Here is an 18,011-nt window from a genome sequence, read left to right on the forward strand (position 1 = left end):
GCGCTCAGGCCTCGGGGGCCGCCGCGGTGGCCTTCCGGGTCCGGCGGACCTTCGGCGTCGCCTCGGCGTCGACCGCCGCGTCGGCGGACGCGGCCGTCTTGCGCGCCGTGCGTCGCCTCGGGCCGGCCCCCGGCTCATCGGTGGCCTGCGCCGGGATCTCGGCGCTGACGGTCGCCGCCGTCGCCTTGCGGGTCCGGCGCGGCCTGGCCTCGGTGGCCTCCGCGGCCTCGGCGGAGTCGACGGCGGCTGCGGCCGTCTTCCGGGTCCGGCGCGGCTTGGGCGCGGCCTCGGCCACGACCTCGGCGCCCTCCGGAACCGCTGCGGCCGTTTTGCGGGTGCGGCGGGGCTTGGCCTCGGTGGCTGCCTCGGGCGTCTCCGCCTCGGCGGCGGGTGCGGCCGTCTTCCGGGTCCGGCGGGGCTTGGCTTCCGTGCCTTCGGCGGTGTCGAGCGCGGTGTCGGCGGCCGCCGTTGCCTTGCGGGTGCGGCGGGGCTTGGTCGCGGTGACCTCGGCGGCCGTTTCGACGGTTGCCGGGGCGGTCGCCTCGGGGGCGGCCTCGGTTGCCTTGCGGGTGCGTCGGCGGGTCGGGGTCGCCGGGGCTTCCTCGACTGCTTCTGCGGGGGCCTGGGCCACCTCGGTGACGGACTCGGCCGTTTTGCGGGTGCGGCGGGGCTTGGCCTCGGTGGCTGCCTCGGGCGTCTCCGCCTCAGCGGCGGGTGCGGCCGTCTTCCGGGTCCGGCGGGGCTTGGCTTCCGTGCCTTCGGCGGTGTCGAGCGCGGTGTCGGCGGCCGCCGTTGCCTTGCGGGTGCGGCGGGGCTTGGTCGCGGTGACCTCGGCGGTGGCCTGATCGGCCGTTTCGGCGGTTGCCGCCGGGGCGGCCTCGGTTGCCTTGCGGGTGCGTCGGCGGGTCGGGGTCGCCGGGGCTTCCTCGACTGCCTCTGCGGGAGCCTGGGCCACCTCGGTGACGGATTCGGCTGCCTTGCGGGTGCGGCGGCGGGGCTTGGCCTCGGTGGCTTCGGCGGTGTCGAGCGCGGTGTCGGCGGCCGCCGTCGTCTTGCGGGTGCGGCGGGGCTTGGTCGCGGTGGTCTCGGCGGCCGTTTCGACGGTTGCCGGGGCGGTCGTCTCGGGGGCGGTCTCGGCTGCCTTGCGGGTGCGGCGACGCGCGGGGGCCGCCGGGGCCTCCTCGACCGGCGCCTCGGCCACCGGCGCTGTCGCCTCCGCCACCGGCGCGGTCTCCGCGGTCCTGCGGGTGCGACGGCGGCGCGGCTTCTCGGCCGCGGCCGGTTCCGCCACGGCCGGTTCGACGACGGCCTCGACCGTCTCCACGACGGCCTCCGGCGTCACGGTCACCGCGGCGGCGGCCGCCATCGGCTCCTGCGCCGCCCCGTTGCGGGTACGGCGCCGGCGGCGCGGGGTCCGGGTGGCCGCCGGCTCCGACGCCGTGACGGCGTCTGCGGCGGACGACGCGGCCTCGGCGGCCGGCGCCGTGGACGCCGTACCGGAGGCCTGGTCCAGGGTCGTACCGCCGCGCGTGCGACGGCGGCGGCGCGGGGTGCGGGCCGGACGCTCGCGCTCCTCGGAACGGGCCTCGGCGCGAGAATCGGGGCGTCCGCCCCGGCCACCGCGACCGCGGCCACCACGGCCGCCGGTCTCGCCCAGGTCCTCCAGCTCCTCCGCGTCGAGCCCGGCGCGGGTCCGCTCCGAGCGCGGCAGGACACCCTTGGTGCCCGCGGGGATCTTCAGGTCCTCGAAGAAGTGCGGGGAGGTCGAGTACGTCTCCACCGGGTCGGGGAACTTGAGATCCAGCGCCTTGTTGATGAGCTGCCAGCGCGGGATGTCGTCCCAGTCGACGAACGTGATCGCCGTACCCGACGCGCCCGCACGGCCGGTACGGCCGACCCGGTGCAGGTACGTCTTCTCGTCCTCGGGGGACTGGTAGTTGATGACGTGCGTGACGCCCTCGACGTCGATGCCGCGTGCGGCGACGTCGGTGCAGACGAGGACGTCCACCTTGCCGTTGCGGAACGCGCGCAGCGCCTGCTCGCGGGCGCCCTGCCCGAGGTCGCCGTGGACGGCGCCGGAGGCGAAGCCGCGGCGCTGGAGCTGCTCGGCGATGTCGGCGGCGGTGCGCTTGGTGCGGCAGAAGATCATCGCGAGCCCGCGGCCCTCGGCCTGCAGTATGCGCGCGATCATCTCCGGCTTGTCCATGGAGTGCGCGCGGTAGACGAACTGCGCGATGTTCGCGACGGTCGCGCCCTCGTCGTCCGGCGCGGTGGCGCGGATGTGGGTGGGCTGGCTCATGTACCGGCGCGCGAGGCCGATGACCGCGCCCGGCATGGTGGCCGAGAACAGCATGGTCTGGCGCTTGGCCGGAAGCATGTCGATGATCTTCTCGACGTCGGGCAGGAAGCCCAGGTCGAGCATCTCGTCGGCCTCGTCCAGGACGAGCGACTTGATGTGCTTGAGGTCGAGCTTCTTCTGGCCCGCGAGGTCGAGGAGGCGGCCCGGGGTGCCGACGACCACGTCGACGCCCTTCTTCAGGGCCTCGACCTGCGGCTCGTAGGCCCGGCCGCCGTAGATGGCGAGAACGCGTACGTTGCGGACCTTGCCGGCCGTCAGCAGGTCGTTGGTGACCTGGGTGCACAGCTCGCGCGTGGGGACGACGACGAGCGCCTGCGGGGCGTTGGTGAGGGCCTCGGGTGCGGCGCGCCCGGCCTCCACGTCGGCGGGGACGGTGACGCGCTCCAGGAGCGGCAGACCGAAGCCGAGGGTCTTGCCGGTGCCGGTCTTGGCCTGGCCGATGACGTCGGTGCCGGACAGGGCGACCGGGAGTGTCATCTCCTGGATGGGGAAGGGGGTGATGATGCCGACGGCTTCCAGGGCCTCGGCGGTCTCGGGGAGGATTCCGAGTTCACGAAACGTCGTAGTCAGGGTGCTGCCTCTTCTGTGTGTCGCGGCGCGAGGCGAGCGCGGGGGGTCTTTGACGGACCGTGCCGGGGACGTCGGCTGCCTTACGGGCGGGCCGTGGGGGGCACGCCGTAGTGCACGGGACCTCTGCCGACGCTCTAGCGCTCGTACCGCTGAGGGTGTGTCCCTCCGGTCGTCGTACGCACGGTGCCGTACGAGCCGGGAGGGCTGTCGGGTCGGAGCCGATCGGGCCACCGACCGGGCATCCTCATACACGCGGCCTGTCGAGGCACGTCGTCATCCGACGGCGTACCAGCAGGCGCATTACCACCATACCCCGGAATCGTGCACACGCGATGGCCGATTTGGTCACGTCGTGGTAGTCACAGTGGTTGACCAGGGGTTCCCCGTGTCGACGGGCGGGCTATTGTGCGCTTCATGACGAGCTCTGACAAGCCTGAGACCGCCTCCGCCGAACCGACCGGTGTCGCCGCCCAGGACTGGGCGCGGGCGGCTGCCGACCCGCACTACCGTGCCGCGGTCGTGGACCTGCTCGGCGCGCTCGCGTACGGCGAGCTCGCGGCGTTCGAGCGCCTCGCGGAGGACGCCAAGCTGGCGCCGTCCCTGGCGGACAAGGCCGAGCTGGCCAAGATGGCGTCGGCCGAGTTCCACCACTTCGAGCGGCTGCGCGACCGGCTGGGGGAGATCGGCGAGGACGCCACGCAGGCGATGGAGCCGTTCGTCGCGGCCCTCGACGGCTTCCACCGGCAGACGGCGCCGTCGGACTGGCTGGAGGGTCTGGTCAAGGCCTACGTCGGCGACTCGATCGCCAGTGACTTCTACCGGGAGGTCGCGGCCCGGCTGGACTCCGACACGCGCGAACTGGTGCTGGCCGTTCTCGACGACACCGGGCACGCCGGGTTCGCGGTCGAGAAGGTGCGCGCGGCCATCGACGCCGACCCGCGGGTGGGGGGCCGACTGGCCCTGTGGGCGCGGCGGTTGATGGGCGAGGCGCTGTCGCAGTCGCAGCGGGTGGTGGCCGACCGGGACGCGCTGTCGACCATGCTGGTCGGCGGCGTGGCCGACGGGTTCGATCTCGCCGAGGTGGGCCGGATGTTCTCGCGGATCACCGAGGCGCACACGAAGCGGATGGCCGCGCTGGGGTTGGCGGCGTAGCGCTCTGCGGGGAGGCCGGGATCGCGCGGCCCTGGGCCGGTGAGGGCCGACCGCGCGGTTCCCCGCGCCCCGGCGGGGCGCTGCGGCTGGGGCGCCGCCGTCGCAAGGCGTCCGGGCTACGCCGGGATCGATCGTCGGCGCAGACGGCGGCCCGTCGGGCGGAGCAGCAGGGAGAGAGACGCCGCCGAGACGATCGCCGCACCCAGAAGGGTGACCAGGACCGCGCCGGGGTCCAGTGCGCTGTGCGTGACGAAGTCGCCGAAGAGGGCGCCCGCGACGCCCGTGCAGAACACCAGGGGCCGGGCCGGGAGCCGGTGGGACAGGCGGCTGGCGGCGGCCCACGACAGGGCCAGGCCGAGCAGGGCTGATCCAAGGACTTCCAGGAGCATCACGAGGGGTCCCTCCCACGGCCGGCCGGTGCTTCGCGGTCGTAGCCCGTCATACCCGTGACCTGCGGAATGCAATCCTCCTCTGTGGCCGATCTGTGGGCCACACGGCGAGGCGGACGGACACGGCGGAGGGGCCGGGTGGACACACGCCACCCGGCCCCTCCGCGCTGCTGTGGTCAGACCGCGCTGAAGCCGACCTTGCGCACCGTCGGCTCGCCGAGCTCGACGTACGCCAGGCGGTCCGTCGGGACCAGGACCTTGCGGCCCCGCTCGTCCGCCAGGGACAGCACCTGTGACTTGCCGGACAGCGCGTCGGCGACGAGGCGCTCGACCTCCTCGGCGTTCAGACCGCTCTCCAGAACGATCTCGCGGGGCGCGTGCTGCACGCCGATCTTGACCTCCACGGCTATGTCCCTCCGACGGTCAGTGAAGTGCGCGACCTTCCGCGCCGTACGCAGCACACATTAGCCCGGCGAGGGGACCTGCACGCTGCGTGCGGGCACGCCAGGAGCGAACAGCGAACGGGAATTCCGCGCGAGGGCGTCAGTGATGGGCGTCGATGCCGTGCAGCGGGAAGCCTGCGATGCCCCGCCACGCAAGCGAGGTCAGCAGCTGGACCGCCTGGTCGCGCGGAACGGTGCGGTCGCTGTGCAGCCAGGAACGCGCCACCACCTGGGCGAGGCCGCCGAGGCCGGAGGCCAGCAGCATCGACTCGGCCCGCGGCAGGCCGGTGTCCTCGGCGATGACCTCGCAGATCGCCTCGGCGCACTCATTGGTGACCTTGTCCACGCGCTCGCGCACCGCGGGCTCGTTGGTCAGGTCGGACTCGAAGACCAGGCGGAAGGCCCCGCCGTCGTCCTCGACGTACGCGAAGTAGGCGTCCATGGTGGCCCGGACCCGCTGCTTGTTGTCGGTCGTCGACGCGAGGGCGCCGCGCACCGCCTGGATCAGTGCTTCGCAGTGCTGGTCCAGCAGGGCCAGGTAGAGGTCGAGCTTGCCCGGGAAGTGCTGGTAGAGGACCGGCTTGCTGACGCCGGCGCGCTCGGCGATGTCGTCCATCGCGGCCGCGTGGTATCCCTGCGCGACGAACACTTCCTGGGCGGCGCCCAGCAACTGGTTGCGTCGGGCACGGCGCGGCAGGCGAGTGCCCCGCGGGCGTGCCGCCTCTGTCTGCTCGATGGCTGTCACGCCGCCTCCCAAGGTGGTCCACATGCGGATCGCTCCGCGCGGCCATCGTACTTTTCGGTAACCGTGCTGCGCGCGGTGCGAGCGCAGAATTTCACGTACCGGACGACGGCGAAAGCCGCACCGTGAAATGCGGACAGGCCAGGTGGGCCCGCCGGAGGCCGGTCGCGGTCAGCGGTAGTCGTCCTCGTCGAGCGAGATCACACGCGCCTGTTCGACGAGATCGGCCTCGTTGGCACGGTCCGGGTCCACGTCGGTGAGCGGGTCGTCGTGGGACGGTGCGATGTCCGTGTGCTGCTCGGCTGCGTCGCCCTCCGGGGCCTCGACGTCGATCTCCTGGGCGTCCTCCGCCTCCGCGTCCAGATCGTCGCGCACGTCGGGGTCGGTGGGGTCGTAGGCCATGGTGGGCTCCCTTCCTTCGTACGTCCCTGGCACAGCAGGGGTCCACCACCGGGTGCCCTGTTTACGAGCGTAGGAGACACCGGATGCGGGCGCTATGCCATCCACGCGCCGTTCGCGTCGCCGTTCGCGTCGCCGTTCGCGTCGCCGTTCGCGTCGCGGTCAGCACCGCCCTTCGGACGTCCTTCGGAGCCGCGCCTCCGGAACCACGGCTCTGTGACGGCGAACACATGAATCACTGTGTGATCGTCTCGTAACATTGGCCCATGTCTTCGACCGAGCTGCCCTCCGTGCCGCCCACCAGCGTGCTCCCCGAGGCGGCAGCCGTCAGAGTCGCGGAGGGCGAGCGACTGCGGTCGGTGGGACTGCCCGGTGTCACCCTCTCGATCCGTTCGCGCCCGCCCGTGCGCGAGGGGCTGCCGCCCGCGCTGTTCGTCCACGGGCTCGGCGGCTCCTCGCAGAACTGGTCGCAGCTGATGGAGCAGCTCGAAGGCGCCGTGGACGGCGAGGCGGTCGACCTGCCGGGCTTCGGCGACTCGCCGCCGCCGGACGACGGCGACTACTCCGTCACCGGGCACGCGCGCGCGGTCATCCGCTACCTCGACGCGTCCGGCCGGGGACCCGTCCACCTCTTCGGCAACTCCCTCGGCGGTGCGGTCGCCACCCGGGTCGCCGCTGTCCGCCCGGACCTCGTCCGCACCCTCACGCTCGTCTCGCCCGCCCTGCCCGAGCTGCGCGTGCAGCGCACCGCCGTGCCGACGGTCCTGCTCGGCCTGCCCGGCGTCGCCGGGCTCCTCACCCGCACCACCGGCAAGTGGACCGCCGAACAGCGGGTACGGGGCGTGCTGGCCCTCTGCTACGGCGATCCCGGCCGGGTGACGCCCGAGGCGTTCGAGCACGCGGTGGAGGAGCTGGAACGGCGGCTGCGGCTGCCGTACTTCTGGGACGCGATGGCGCGGTCCGCCCGCGGGATCGTCAACGCGTACACCCTGGGCGGTCAGCACGGGCTCTGGCGCCAGGCCGAGCGCGTCCTCGCCCCGACCCTGCTGATCTACGGCCGCCGCGACCAGCTCGTCGGCTACCGCATGGCCCAGAAGGCCGCGCGCAGCTTCCGCTGCTCCCGGCTGCTGTCCCTGCCGGACGCCGGACACGTGGCGATGATGGAGTACCCGGAGGCGGTCGCCGGGGCGTTCCGTGAACTCCTCGCCGTCGCCGTCGAGTCGGGCGACCAGCCGGCGGCCCGGAGCGTCGGCGGCGGGCCGGCCGCACCGGGCGCGGGGAGCTGAGGGCCGCGTGGGACGCCACAGCCGCCGCGGCCCGGCAGCCAAGGACGACCCGGCGGACATAGCCGACGCGCGCCCGGTCCGAAAGCCGGGTCGGGGTGACGGGGAGCGCGGTCCCGAGGCGACCCCGGCGCACGGCGCCCCGCGTCCGGCTGACGGGACACCGGCGCACGGTGCCCCGCGACTTTCTGACGGGGCTCCCGCGGGCGGGGTCCCGCGTTTTCCTGACGGCACCCCGGCCCACGGCGTTCCGCGTCTCTCCGACGGGACCCCGGCCCACGGTGTCCCCCGCGTGCGGGGTGGTCATCCCCAGCAGCGGGAAGCGGGCGGTGGCTGGGGCGAGTCGGGCGGGGTGCCCGGGGGCGGCTCCGGAGCCCTGGGTACGGCTACCGGGCCCGCCGGTGCGGCCTTCAGGTCGGCCGGTGTGTCCATGCCGCGGCAGCGGCGGAGCGGTCCCCGGCAGGAGTATGTCGACGCCTTCGGCGAGGACGCCGACGTCTTCACGCCTCGCCCCGGTATCGGCGCTCAGCGTGCGGAAACGTATCCGCCGGGGTCTGGCGCGCATCCCCGTCCGCTCTCCTCCGGCGCCCGCGGCGGTGCCGCCGATGACGCCGTCGCACCCGCCGGCGGGCCCGCGCGGCACGAGGGCGGCAAAGGCCGGACCTTCGCCGGAATCGCGGCCGCCGCCGTCACCACCGTGCTCGCGGTGATCGTCGCCGGTCAGTTCGTCGACGGCCGGAACGCCGGAGCGCGGGCACAGTCGGCGGCGGGCGCGGCGCGGGCCACCGACGACGCCGCCTCGCGCGGGAACAGCCGTACGACGCCGTCCGCCGACGTCTCCGCCGTGCCCGGCGTGACGACGCTGTCGTACCAGCAGGCGATGGGGGAGAAGTACCCGCTCAGCGCCGACCTGGCCGGCTCCGGGAAGTTCAGCGCCGTGCCCGGGAGCGCGAAGGCGCCGGGCAAGGGGCGGAAGTACACCTACCGGGTCGACGTGGAGCAGGGCCTTGGCCTGGACGGGAAACTGTTCGCCGAGGCCGTGCAGAAGACGCTCAACGACGACCGCAGCTGGGCCCACGACGGCGCCCGCACCTTCGCGCGCATATCCTCCGGCAGGCCCGACTTCGTGATCACCCTCGCCAGCCCCGGCACCACCGCGAAGTGGTGCGCCAAGTCCGGCCTGGACACCACCGAGGACAACGTCTCCTGCGACTCGGCGGCCACGGAACGAGTCATGATCAACGCATACAGATGGGCCCAGGGCAGCAAGACCTACGGGAACCACATCTATCCCTACCGGCAGATGCTGATCAACCACGAGGTCGGCCACCGGCTCGGCTACGGCCATGTGACCTGTGAGAAGGACGGCCAGCTCGCGCCGGTCATGCAGCAGCAGACGAAGTTCCTCGACCACGACGGAATCCACTGTCTGCCCAACCCCTGGCCCTACCCCAAGAGTTGACAGGTGGCTCATACATCACATTGACATGCGCAGAAAGGTCATACATATTTTTGGGCATGTCGTCCGTCCACGCCTTCACGCGCGCCGCCATCGAACTGGCGCTCATCGGCGTGACCGCGCTCTGCGTGGCCGACATCCACTGTCGCTGACGCCCGCCTTCAGGCGTTCGCGTCGCGATTCTCCGCTGTCGCCGTGACCTGGGTCACGGCTCTTTCGACGACCTGACGCCCGGGCAGACGTCTGTTCACTTTCGTCTCACTCCTCGTCCATCTGTCTCACTTTCCGAGACTCGCCTTCCGAGAGGTCGTCATTCCGATGCGTCACCCGTCCGTGCACAGCGCCCGCGCGGCGTATGTTTCGCTTGCCCTGGTCGTGGCAGCGGGCGCCGCCGCCTGCGGGCCCAAGGACAACGATGCCAACGGCTCCAGTGGCGACTCCGCGCCGCACAAGGGCGGCACGCTCACCGTCCTGAACTCCGACCCCCAGACGGACTTCGACCCGGCCCGCCTGTACACCTCCGGCGGCGGCAACGTGCCCTCCCTGGTCTTCCGTACCCTCACCACCCGCAACCGCGCGGACGGCGCCGCCGGCACCAAGGTCGTCCCCGACCTGGCCACCGACACCGGGCGACCCAGCAAGAACGCGACCGTGTGGACGTACACCCTGAAGGCGGGCCTCAAGTACGAGGACGGCACCCCGATCACCTCCGCCGACATCAAGTACGGCATCGAGCGCTCCTTCGCCCCCGAACTCTCCGGCGGCGCGCCCTACCTGCGGGACTGGCTGGTCGGCGCCGCCGACTACCAGGGGCCGTACAAGGACAAGAAGGGGCTCTCGGCGATCGAGACGCCGGACAGCCGGACGATCGTCTTCCATCTGAACAAGCCCGAGGGCGAGTTCCCGTTCCTGGCCACGCAGACGCAGTTCGCACCGGTCCCGAAGGCCAAGGACACGGGGACCAAGTACGAGGAGCACCCGATCTCGTCCGGCCCCTACAAGGTCGTGAAGAACGAGAACGACGGTGAGCACCTGGTCCTGGAACGCAACACATACTGGTCCGCGGCCGTCGACGACCAGCGCAAGGCGTACCCGGACACGATCGACGTGCAGTCCGGGCTCGACTCGTCCGTGATCAACCAGCGGCTTTCGGCGTCCCAGGGGGCGGACGCGGCCGCCGTGACGACGGACACCAACCTCGGCCCGGCCGAACTCGCCAAGGTGACCGGCGACAAGGAGCTCGCCGCGCGCGTCGGCACCGGCCACTTCGGCTACACGAACTACATAGCCTTCAACCCGAAGGTCAAGCCGTTCGACAACCCGAAGGTGCGGCAGGCCATCTCGTACGCCGTCGACCGGTCGTCCGTGATCAACGCGGCGGGCGGCAGCGCCCTCGCCGAGCCCGCGACCACCTTCCTGCCCGACCAGAAGTCCTTCGGCTACACGCCGTACGACCTCTTCCCGGCGGGTGACACCGGCAACGCGGCCAAGGCCAAGGAGCTGCTCAAGGAGGCCGGTTACCCGAACGGGCTCACGGTCACGCTGACCCACGACAACGCCGACAACTTCAAGACGAGCCCCGAGATCGCGACCGCGATCCAGGACGCCCTCAAGAAGGCCGGCATCACGGTCAAGCTCCAGGGCCTGGAGGACAACAACTACTCGGACACGGTCCACAGCGTGAAGACCGAGCCGGGCTTCTTCCTCGCCGCGTGGGGTGCCGACTGGCCCTCCGGCGGTCCCTTCCTCGCCCCGATCTTCGACGGCCGACAGATCGTCAAGGACGGCGCCAACTTCAACGCCTCCCAGCTCAACGATGCTTCGGTCAACGCCGAGATTGACGCGATCAACAAGTTGACCGACCTTGGCGCGGCCGCCGAGCGGTGGGGTGCGCTGGACAAGAAGATCGGCGCGCAGGCGCTGACCGTCCCGCTGTTCCACCCCGTCTACAAGCGGCTCGTCGGCAAGGACATCAAGAACGTCGTGATCAGCGACTGGACCGGTGTCCTGGACATCTCCCAGGTCGCGGTGAAGTAGCACCGTGAGCGAGGCACTTGTCGCCACCCAGGCCCCCGAGGCGTCCGCCTCGGGGGCTTCGGGGGCTCGTCGGTTCTGGCGGCGGCTGCGCACGCAGCGGGCCGCCACGGTCGCGGCGGGCGTCGTCGCGCTGCTCGTCCTGGTCGCGCTCGCCGCGCCGCTGCTCACCGCGCTGGAGGGCCAGGACCCGACCACCTACCACCCCTCACTCATCGACTCCGCCCGCGGCGGTGTGCCGACCGGCTCCTTCGGCGGCATCTCCGGCGACCACTGGCTGGGCGTGGAGCCGCAGACAGGGCGCGACCTGTTCGCGCGGCTGGTCTACGGGGCCCGGATCTCCCTGGGCGTCGCGTTCTCGGCGACCGTGATCCAGGTCCTCCTCGGCCTTGTCATCGGCGTGGCGGCCGCGCTCGGCGGTGGCTGGGCCGATCAACTGCTGAGCCGGATCACGGACATCTTCGTGGCGCTGCCCCTGATGGTCATGTCGCTGGCGCTGCTCGCGATCGTGCCGCAGAGCTTCCCCCGGCCCGTCCTGGTCACCCTCGTCATCGGGCTCATCTCCTGGGGCAACATCGCGAAGATCGTCCGCGCCCAGACGCTCACCCTGAAGGGGCTCGACTACGTCGCCGCCGCACGGCTCAGCGGCTGGGGCGCCTGGCGCATCGCCCGCCGCGAGCTGCTGCCCGGCCTGGCCGCCCCGGTCATCACGTACGCCTCGATCCTCATCCCGGTCAACATCAGCGCCGAGGCGGCCCTGTCCTTCCTCGGCATCGGCGTGAAGCCGCCGACGCCCTCCTGGGGCCAGATGCTCACCGCCGCCGACGTCTGGTACCAGGCCGCCCCGCAGTACCTGCTGCTGCCGGCCGGCGCCCTGTTCGTCACCGTGCTCGCGATGACCGTGCTCGGGGACGGCGTGCGCACCGCCCTGGACCCGCGCGCCGCCTCCCGGCTCAGCGTCGGCACCGGGCGCAGGCGCGAGGCCGTGACGACCGGTGCGACCGCGAAGGAGGAGTCCGCGTGAACGGCTTCGGCGGCTTCCTGCTCCGCCGCACCCTCGGCACCCTGGCGACCCTGCTCGCCATCTCGGTGATCGTCTACGTCGTCTTCTACGTCACCCCGGGCAACGTCGCCCAGATCACCTGCGGCCCGCGCTGCTCCCCGGAGCAGGTACACCAGGTCGCCCAGCAACTGCACCTCGGCGACCCCCTGTACGTGCGCTACTGGCACTTCCTGCAGGGCCTGGTCGCCGGCCAGGACTACTCCACCGGCACCTCCGTGGAGCACTGCTCCGCGCCCTGCCTCGGCCTGTCCTACCAGACCGACCAGCAGGTCCTCAGCATCATCCTGACCAGGCTCCCGGTCAGCCTCTCGCTGGTCTTCGGCGCGATGGTGCTGTGGCTGCTCCTGGGCGTCGGCACCGGCGTGCTCTCCGTCTGGCGGCGCGGCCGGCTCACCGAGCGGGTGCTGACCGGCCTCACGCTGGCGGGCTGGGCCACGCCGGTCTTCGTCATCGGCCTGGTCCTGATGATCGTCGTCTGCGGCGAACTGCAGCTGCTGCCCTTCCCCCAGTACGTGAAACTCACTGATGATCCCGAGCAGTGGGCCTGGAACCTGCTGCTGCCCTGGTTCTCCCTCGCCCTCATCGAGTCCGCCGCGTTCGCGCGGATGACCCGGGCGTCGATGCTGGAGACCCTGGCCGAGGACCACATCCGCACCTTCCGCGCGTACGGCGTGGGCGAGCGGTCGATCGTCGGCCGGCACGCCCTGCGCGGGGCGCTCGCGCCGGTCATCGCGCTGAACGCCAACAACTTCGGCTCGGCCGTCGGCGGCGCCGTGCTCACCGAGACGCTGTTCGGACTGCCCGGCCTCGGCCAGGAGCTGGTCCACGCCGTCAACGTGGTCGACCTGCCCGTCGTCGTCGGCATGGTCCTCGTCGTCGGCTTCTTCGTGGTGCTCGCCAACGCCGTCGCGGACGTGCTGTACGCGGTGGCCGACCGACGGGTGGTACTGACGTGAGTCTCGTCCAAGTCACTGATCTGACCGTCGAGTTCGGCGACCTGCGGGCCGTGGACGGGCTGTCGTTCACCTTGGAGCGCGGCGCCGCCCTCGCCCTGGTCGGCGAGTCCGGTTCCGGCAAGTCCACGGTCGCCTCGGCCCTGCTGGGCCTGCACCACGGCACCGGAGCGCGGGTCGGCGGCTCGATCGAGGTCGCCGGCACCGACGTACAGGCCGCCTCGGACGGTGAACTGCGGCGGCTGCGCGGCGCGAAGGCGGCGATGGTCTTCCAGGACCCGCTGTCCTCCCTCGACCCGTACCACGCGATCGGCGACCAGATCGCCGAGGTGTACCGCGTGCACACGCGCGCGTCACGAGGAGCCGCACGCGCGCGTGCCGTGGAGGTGCTCGACCGGGTCGGCATCCCGGACGCCCGGCGCCGGTCCCGCTCCCGCCCGCACGAGTTCAGCGGCGGCATGCGCCAGCGCGCGCTGATCGCCATGGCGCTCGCCTGCGAACCCGAGCTGCTCGTCGCCGACGAGCCCACCACCGCCCTCGACGTCACCGTCCAGGCGCAGATCCTCGACCTGCTGCACACCCTGCGCGAGGAGACCGGCATGGGCCTGCTGCTCGTCACCCATGACGTGGGCGTCGCCGCCGAGAACGTGGACCGGGTGCTCGTCATGCGGCACGGGCGCGTGGTCGAACAGGGCCCGGTCGCCGCCGTGCTCGGCGCGCCCGCCGAGCCGTACACCCGAGAACTCCTCTCCGCCGTCCCGCGCGTGGACGCGGTGCGGGCGGCCGCGCAGGTGTCCGACGCGGTCGTCCTGGAAGCGACCGGCCTGCGCCGCGAATTCGGGCGTGGCAAGCGGGCGTTCGCGGCCGTGGACGACGTGTCGCTGACCGTGCGCCGGGGCGAGACCCTGGGCGTCGTCGGCGAGAGCGGCAGCGGCAAGACCACCCTCGGCCGCATGCTGGTCGGGCTGCTGGAGCCGACGGCCGGCGAGGTCCGTCACGACGGCCACGCGCGCGTGGGCGTGAACCCTGCCGTCCAGATGGTCTTCCAGGACCCGGTGTCCTCCCTCAACCCGCGGCGCAGCATCGGCGAGTCCATCGCCGACCCGTTGCGCGCGCGGGGCGAACGCGACGAGGGGCGCATCAGGGCGCGCGTGACCGAACTGCTGGAGCGCGTGGGGCTCGAAGGATCGCACTACCAGCGCTATCCGCACGAGTTCAGCGGCGGCCAGCGCCAGCGCGTGGGGATCGCGCGGGCGCTCGCGGCCGACCCGCGCGTCATCGTCTGCGACGAGCCGGTCTCCGCGCTGGACGTCACCACCCAGGCCCAGGTCGTCGCCCTGCTCGGCGGGCTCCAGCGCGAACTCGGGCTCGCGCTGGTCTTCGTCGCCCACGACCTCGCCGTCGTGCGCCAGGTCAGCGACCGGGTCGCGGTCATGCGCCGCGGCCGGATCGTCGAGACCGGTCCCGCCGACGAGGTCTACGACAACCCCCAGGACCCGTACACCAGGCAACTCCTGGCCGCGGTGCCCGCCCTCGACCCCGAGGCCGCGGCCCGGCGGCGGGCCGCGCGCCGGGAGCTGGCGTCGGCGTGACGTTTCCGCAGTTCCTCGGCGTGACGCTCCGCGGCTGCTCGGCTGCCTAGCGCGACCGAACGCGACCCGCACGGGAAAGTTACGTCCGTTCACCCCTTTTGGTGGCGCGATGGACAACCGTCCGTCGCGCCACCGCCTTGTCCGCATACGTTCGTCCCGCTGCGAGCCACCGAGCCACGGTGGCTCCCATACGGGAGATCGATCGGGGGTGCACACGTGCGCATCGGACTGCTTACGGAGGGTGGCTATCCGTATGTGAGCGGTGACGCCGGACTCTGGTGCGACCGGCTCGTGCGCGGGCTCGGGCAGCACGAGTTCGACCTCTACGCGCTCAGCCGCACCCGGCGCCAGGAGGACGAGGGCCGGCTGCCGCTCCCGCCGCATGTCGGCCGGGTGCGGACGGCCCCGCTGTGGACCGCCGGAGAGGACGGGGTCAGGTACGGACGGCGCGCACGCCGGCGCTTCGCCGAGAGCTACGGCGAACTCGCGGAGATCCTCTGCGCCGGTCCGGGCACGCCGGACGCGCCGGGCACGCCGGACGCGCACAGCGCGAACGCTTCGAACAGCGCGAACGCTTCGAACGGGGCGAACGCTGTGTACGGCGCGGGCGCTGTGTACGGCGCGAACGCTGTGTACGGCGCGGGCGAGCCGGACGCCGCGGGTGGCGTCGGCGCCGCACCCGGTTCTCTGGCGGACCGTTTCGGCAACGCCCTCCACGGCCTCGCCGACCTCGCCCGCGACGAGGGCGGTCTGGCCGGCGCGCTCCGCTCCGACACCGCCCTACGCGCACTGGAGAGCGCCTGTCGCGCGCCCGGCGCACTCCGCACAGCGCGCGAGGCGCGCGTACCCGATCTGCTCGCCGTCGCCGCCCACCTCGAACGCGCCCTGCGTCCCCTCTCCCTGGACTGGTACGGCGACGACGGCCTCGGCGCGGCCGACCTCTGCCATGCCACCTCCGGCGGTCCGGCCGCCCTGGCCGGCCTGCTCGCCGGGCACTTCTCCGGCCTGCCGCTGCTGGTCACCGAGTACGGCGTGCACCTGCGCTCGCACTTCCTCGCCCTCGACTCCGGCGCGGCCACCCCGGCCGTCCGAGCCCTGCTCGCCGCCTTCCACGGCCGCCTCGCCGCCGAGGTCTACCGCCGAGCCGCGCTCGTCACCCCGGGCAACGCGCATGCCCGCCGCTGGCAGGAGCGCTGCGGGGCCGACCGCGCCCGCATCCGTACCGTCCATCCCGGCATGGCGGCCGACCGGTTCACCGAGGTGGGCGAGGCCCCGGACCGCGCCGACCCCGGCACGCTCGTATGGGTGGGCCGGATCGAGCCGGCCAAGGACCTGGTGTCCCTGCTGCACGCCTTCGCCGAGATCCGCAGGGCGGAGCCCACAGCGCGGCTGCGGGTCGTGGGCGCCCCGGCGGGGCCGGAGGGGGAGGCGTACCTGGGGCACTGCAGGATGCTCGCCGCCCAGCTCTTCCCCGACGAGGCCGAGGGCGTGCACGCGGTCGGCGACAACCCGGTCTCCTTCGAGGAGATCGGGGGCCCGGCGGCACCGACCCTCGCGGACGCCTACGCGGCAGGCGCGGTCGTCGTGCTCTCCAGCGTCGTCGAGGGTTTCCCGGCAGGACTGGTCGAGGCGATGTTCTGCGGCCGGGCGACCGTCTCCACGGACGTCGGCGCCGTGGTGGAGGTGATCGGCGGGACCGGTCTGGTCGTGCCCCCACGCAATCCGCGGGCGCTCGCGGAGGCCTGCGTGGCGCTGCTGCGCGACCCCGAGCGCCGTGAGCGCCTCGGCGCGGCCGCGCGCGCCCGAGCGCTCGAACTCTTCACCGTCGAGCAGAACATCGCGGCGTTCGACTCCCTCTACCTGGAGATCGTCTCGCACTGCCCGGTGCGCCGGGTCGTCCTCGGCCGGGCGGGCGAGCCCCTGCCCTTCGCCGTCCCGGCCGAGGTCCATGTGCCGGGCCGGTGGACCGGCCCCACGGCCCGCGTCGCGCATCAGCCCGGACCCGGCCGGGCCCCGGGCGACGCCCCCCGGCCCGCACCGGCGCGGGCCACCTCGCGCGCGGCCACCGAGGGGTCGCTGTGAACGGCGACGGAGCGGGCGCGCCCAACGCCGGTCCGGGCGAACTCGACCGGCCCGGACGGCCCGGCGCGGCCGACGCCTGGGACGCACGGTCGGAGGAATGGCTCCTGGGAGCGGACGAGGACGGCCCGGTGGACGCCTCTGCCGCGGGCGGGCCGCAGCGAGCAGGCGAGGTCGTGCCGGGCATGCGGACCGCTGCCGAGGACACCCCCGGCGGCCGTGGTCCCCATCCGCGCCGAGGCCCCACCACCGACCCTGTCAAGGCGCTGCTGCACCGCCACCGGTCGCTCTGCGAAAGGGCGGTGGACCCCCTGGAGATCGCGGCAGGCCTCGAAGCACACGGTGTCACCGACCGCACCGCCGCCCGCTTCCGGCACCGTGACGTCTTCTCGCTGGCCGAAGAGCTCTACGCGCGCGTGCCCCGCGACGACGCCCCCCAGCCACGCCCCGAACCGGCGCCCGCGCCCCGCCCGCGCGCCGACCGGGCACTGCTCACGCTCCTCCCGGGCGCCGTGTGCGCGGCGGCGGTGACCGGCGTGCGGCTCACCGAAGGCCGCCCCCGCCTCCTGGTGGCGGCCGTCGGCGCGCTCGCCGTCGCCCTGGCCGTACGCCCGGCCCTGCGCCGCGGCCCCCTGGCCGTGCCGGCCCCGACACCCGCCTGGCGCACCGTCACCGGCACCCGGGTCTGGACCTGCTGGCTCCTCGCCTATGCCCTCCTCGGAGACGGCCTGCTGCGGGCCGCCGTGGACGGAGGCCCCGACGCCCTCCCGACCGGCGCCGCCCACGGCCCCTGGCCGGTGACCACGGCGCCCGTCCTCGCCCTCACCCTCGCCTGCGCCCCGGCGGCCTGGAGCACCCACCTCCTCACCACGGGCGCCCGCCGCAGGCTCGCGAGCAGCCGGGGCCTGGCGGAGTTCACCGGCGCCGTACAGCCGCTGCTGCTCGGCACGTTCGCCCTCTTCCTGGGGGCCCTCACCGCCCTGCTCGCCCTGTGCGGCGCGGCCCTCGGCGAACCCGCCGGCTATCCCGCGGCCCTCACCCTCGGCGCCCTCCTCCTGCTCGCCCGCCTGCTCGCCGTCCACCACGTCCCGCAGGGGCCCGCCCTCGCCGTCGCCGCCGCCACGGAAGCGGCGGCCGTGGCCCTCGTCCTGGCCGGCCGGCTGCCTGGCTGCGCCTTCCTGGCCGCCCCCGTCGACACCCTGGTCGACACGTGCGGCCCGGACGGCGTCCCGGCCCTCGTCTGCGGCGCCGCCGCCCTGGCGCTGTTCCTCCGGGCGGCCCGCACCCTCACCCGGGCCCCCGCCCACGCACCGGCGGGAGACCCGCAGTGATCACAGCGCCGATGTCCTCACCCGCCTCGGTCGGCCGTCCCGGCGGCAGGCGCCCGGCACCTCGCCGGAGGCAACCGCACCATCCCTCGAAGGAGACCACCAGATGACCACCTCCCGACCCGGACCCGGAGCGTCCGGAACCACCGGAGTCGCCGGAGCGCAC

15 protein-coding genes are annotated in these 18,011 nt (G+C 73.3%); 10 read left to right on the forward strand and 5 right to left on the reverse strand.

Annotation, left to right across the window (positions count from 1 at the left end; genetic code table 11):
* Positions 1-4 precede the first annotated feature (4 nt).
* The gene (locus AB0M11_RS17535) at positions 5-2,836 is read right to left on the reverse strand and encodes a DEAD/DEAH box helicase (protein ID WP_365706244.1); all 2,832 of its coding nucleotides are present in this window, start codon (positions 2,834-2,836) and stop codon (positions 5-7) included.
* Positions 2,837-3,334: 498 nt separating this feature from the next.
* Here AB0M11_RS17535 and AB0M11_RS17540 point away from each other — a divergent pair, with 498 nt between their 5' ends.
* On the forward strand, positions 3,335-4,081 hold the full coding sequence (locus tag AB0M11_RS17540; RefSeq protein WP_365706246.1) for a ferritin-like fold-containing protein: 747 nt from the start codon (positions 3,335-3,337) through the stop codon (positions 4,079-4,081).
* Positions 4,082-4,197: 116 nt separating this feature from the next.
* Here AB0M11_RS17540 and AB0M11_RS17545 read toward each other — a convergent pair whose 3' ends face one another.
* The 4 genes from AB0M11_RS17545 to AB0M11_RS17560 form a co-directional block, all read right to left on the reverse strand.
* Positions 4,198-4,470, reverse strand: a complete 273-nt coding sequence (locus AB0M11_RS17545) for a hypothetical protein (RefSeq protein WP_365706248.1) — start codon at positions 4,468-4,470, stop codon at positions 4,198-4,200.
* Between the two features lie 176 nt (positions 4,471-4,646).
* Positions 4,647-4,874 (reverse strand): DUF3107 domain-containing protein, encoded by a 228-nt coding sequence (locus AB0M11_RS17550; protein ID WP_365706250.1) that lies wholly within the window; start codon positions 4,872-4,874, stop codon positions 4,647-4,649.
* Positions 4,875-5,013: 139 nt separating this feature from the next.
* Positions 5,014-5,658, reverse strand: a complete 645-nt coding sequence (locus AB0M11_RS17555) for a TetR/AcrR family transcriptional regulator (RefSeq protein ID WP_365706252.1) — start codon at positions 5,656-5,658, stop codon at positions 5,014-5,016.
* A gap of 168 nt (positions 5,659-5,826) precedes the next feature.
* Positions 5,827-6,057 carry a hypothetical protein gene (locus tag AB0M11_RS17560; protein ID WP_365706254.1) on the reverse strand — a complete coding sequence of 77 codons (231 nt, stop codon included), beginning with the start codon at positions 6,055-6,057 and terminating at the stop codon, positions 5,827-5,829.
* A gap of 263 nt (positions 6,058-6,320) precedes the next feature.
* Between AB0M11_RS17560 and AB0M11_RS17565 the strand changes: the two genes are divergently transcribed.
* From AB0M11_RS17565 to AB0M11_RS17605, 9 genes are all read left to right on the forward strand, one after another.
* Complete coding sequence (locus AB0M11_RS17565; protein WP_365706256.1) at positions 6,321-7,340, forward strand: alpha/beta hydrolase; 1,020 nt, start codon at positions 6,321-6,323, stop codon at positions 7,338-7,340.
* 58 nt (positions 7,341-7,398) lie between these two features.
* A complete protein-coding gene (locus AB0M11_RS17570; protein ID WP_365706338.1) occupies positions 7,399-8,799 on the forward strand; it encodes a DUF3152 domain-containing protein in 1,401 nt (466 codons plus the stop codon).
* A gap of 56 nt (positions 8,800-8,855) precedes the next feature.
* Positions 8,856-8,948: an Ms4533A family Cys-rich leader peptide gene (locus AB0M11_RS17575; RefSeq protein WP_365706258.1), complete on the forward strand. Its 93-nt coding sequence runs from the start codon at positions 8,856-8,858 to the stop codon at positions 8,946-8,948.
* Positions 8,949-9,114: 166 nt separating this feature from the next.
* The gene (locus tag AB0M11_RS17580) at positions 9,115-10,833 is read left to right on the forward strand and encodes an ABC transporter substrate-binding protein (RefSeq protein ID WP_365706260.1); all 1,719 of its coding nucleotides are present in this window, start codon (positions 9,115-9,117) and stop codon (positions 10,831-10,833) included.
* Positions 10,834-10,837: 4 nt separating this feature from the next.
* Positions 10,838-11,854 carry an ABC transporter permease gene (locus AB0M11_RS17585; protein WP_365706262.1) on the forward strand — a complete coding sequence of 339 codons (1,017 nt, stop codon included), beginning with the start codon at positions 10,838-10,840 and terminating at the stop codon, positions 11,852-11,854.
* A complete protein-coding gene (locus AB0M11_RS17590) occupies positions 11,851-12,849 on the forward strand; it encodes an ABC transporter permease (protein WP_365706264.1) in 999 nt (332 codons plus the stop codon). The genes AB0M11_RS17585 and AB0M11_RS17590 overlap by 4 nt, the downstream gene beginning before the upstream one ends.
* Positions 12,846-14,438, forward strand: a complete 1,593-nt coding sequence (locus AB0M11_RS17595; RefSeq protein ID WP_365706266.1) for an ABC transporter ATP-binding protein — start codon at positions 12,846-12,848, stop codon at positions 14,436-14,438. Before AB0M11_RS17590 ends, AB0M11_RS17595 begins: the two co-directional genes overlap by 4 nt.
* Before the next feature lie 216 nt (positions 14,439-14,654).
* Positions 14,655-16,520: a DUF3492 domain-containing protein gene (locus AB0M11_RS17600; RefSeq protein ID WP_365706268.1), complete on the forward strand. Its 1,866-nt coding sequence runs from the start codon at positions 14,655-14,657 to the stop codon at positions 16,518-16,520.
* Positions 16,517-17,848, forward strand: coding sequence for a hypothetical protein (locus AB0M11_RS17605; protein WP_365706270.1), 1,332 nt, complete (start codon positions 16,517-16,519; stop codon positions 17,846-17,848). Before AB0M11_RS17600 ends, AB0M11_RS17605 begins: the two co-directional genes overlap by 4 nt.
* Positions 17,849-18,011: the final 163 nt, after the last annotated feature.

Origin of the sequence: Streptomyces sp. NPDC051987 (assembly GCF_040680735.1) — a bacterium.
Taxonomy (GTDB): Bacteria; Actinomycetota; Actinomycetes; order Streptomycetales; family Streptomycetaceae; genus Streptomyces.

Bases quoted from the DNA above. Each gene is read 5' to 3' on its own strand.
- AB0M11_RS17545 (WP_365706248.1), bottom strand. From the start codon at position 4,470: ATGCTCCTGGAAGTCCTTGGATCAGCCCTGCTCGGCCTGGCCCTGTCG.
- AB0M11_RS17560 (WP_365706254.1), bottom strand. From the start codon at position 6,057: ATGGCCTACGACCCCACCGACCCCGACGTGCGCGACGATCTGGACGCG.
- AB0M11_RS17575 (WP_365706258.1), top strand. From the start codon at position 8,856: ATGTCGTCCGTCCACGCCTTCACGCGCGCCGCCATCGAACTGGCGCTC.
- AB0M11_RS17580 (WP_365706260.1), top strand. From the start codon at position 9,115: ATGCGTCACCCGTCCGTGCACAGCGCCCGCGCGGCGTATGTTTCGCTT.
- AB0M11_RS17565 (WP_365706256.1), top strand. From the start codon at position 6,321: ATGTCTTCGACCGAGCTGCCCTCCGTGCCGCCCACCAGCGTGCTCCCC.
- AB0M11_RS17535 (WP_365706244.1), bottom strand. From the start codon at position 2,836: ATGACACTCCCGGTCGCCCTGTCCGGCACCGACGTCATCGGCCAGGCC.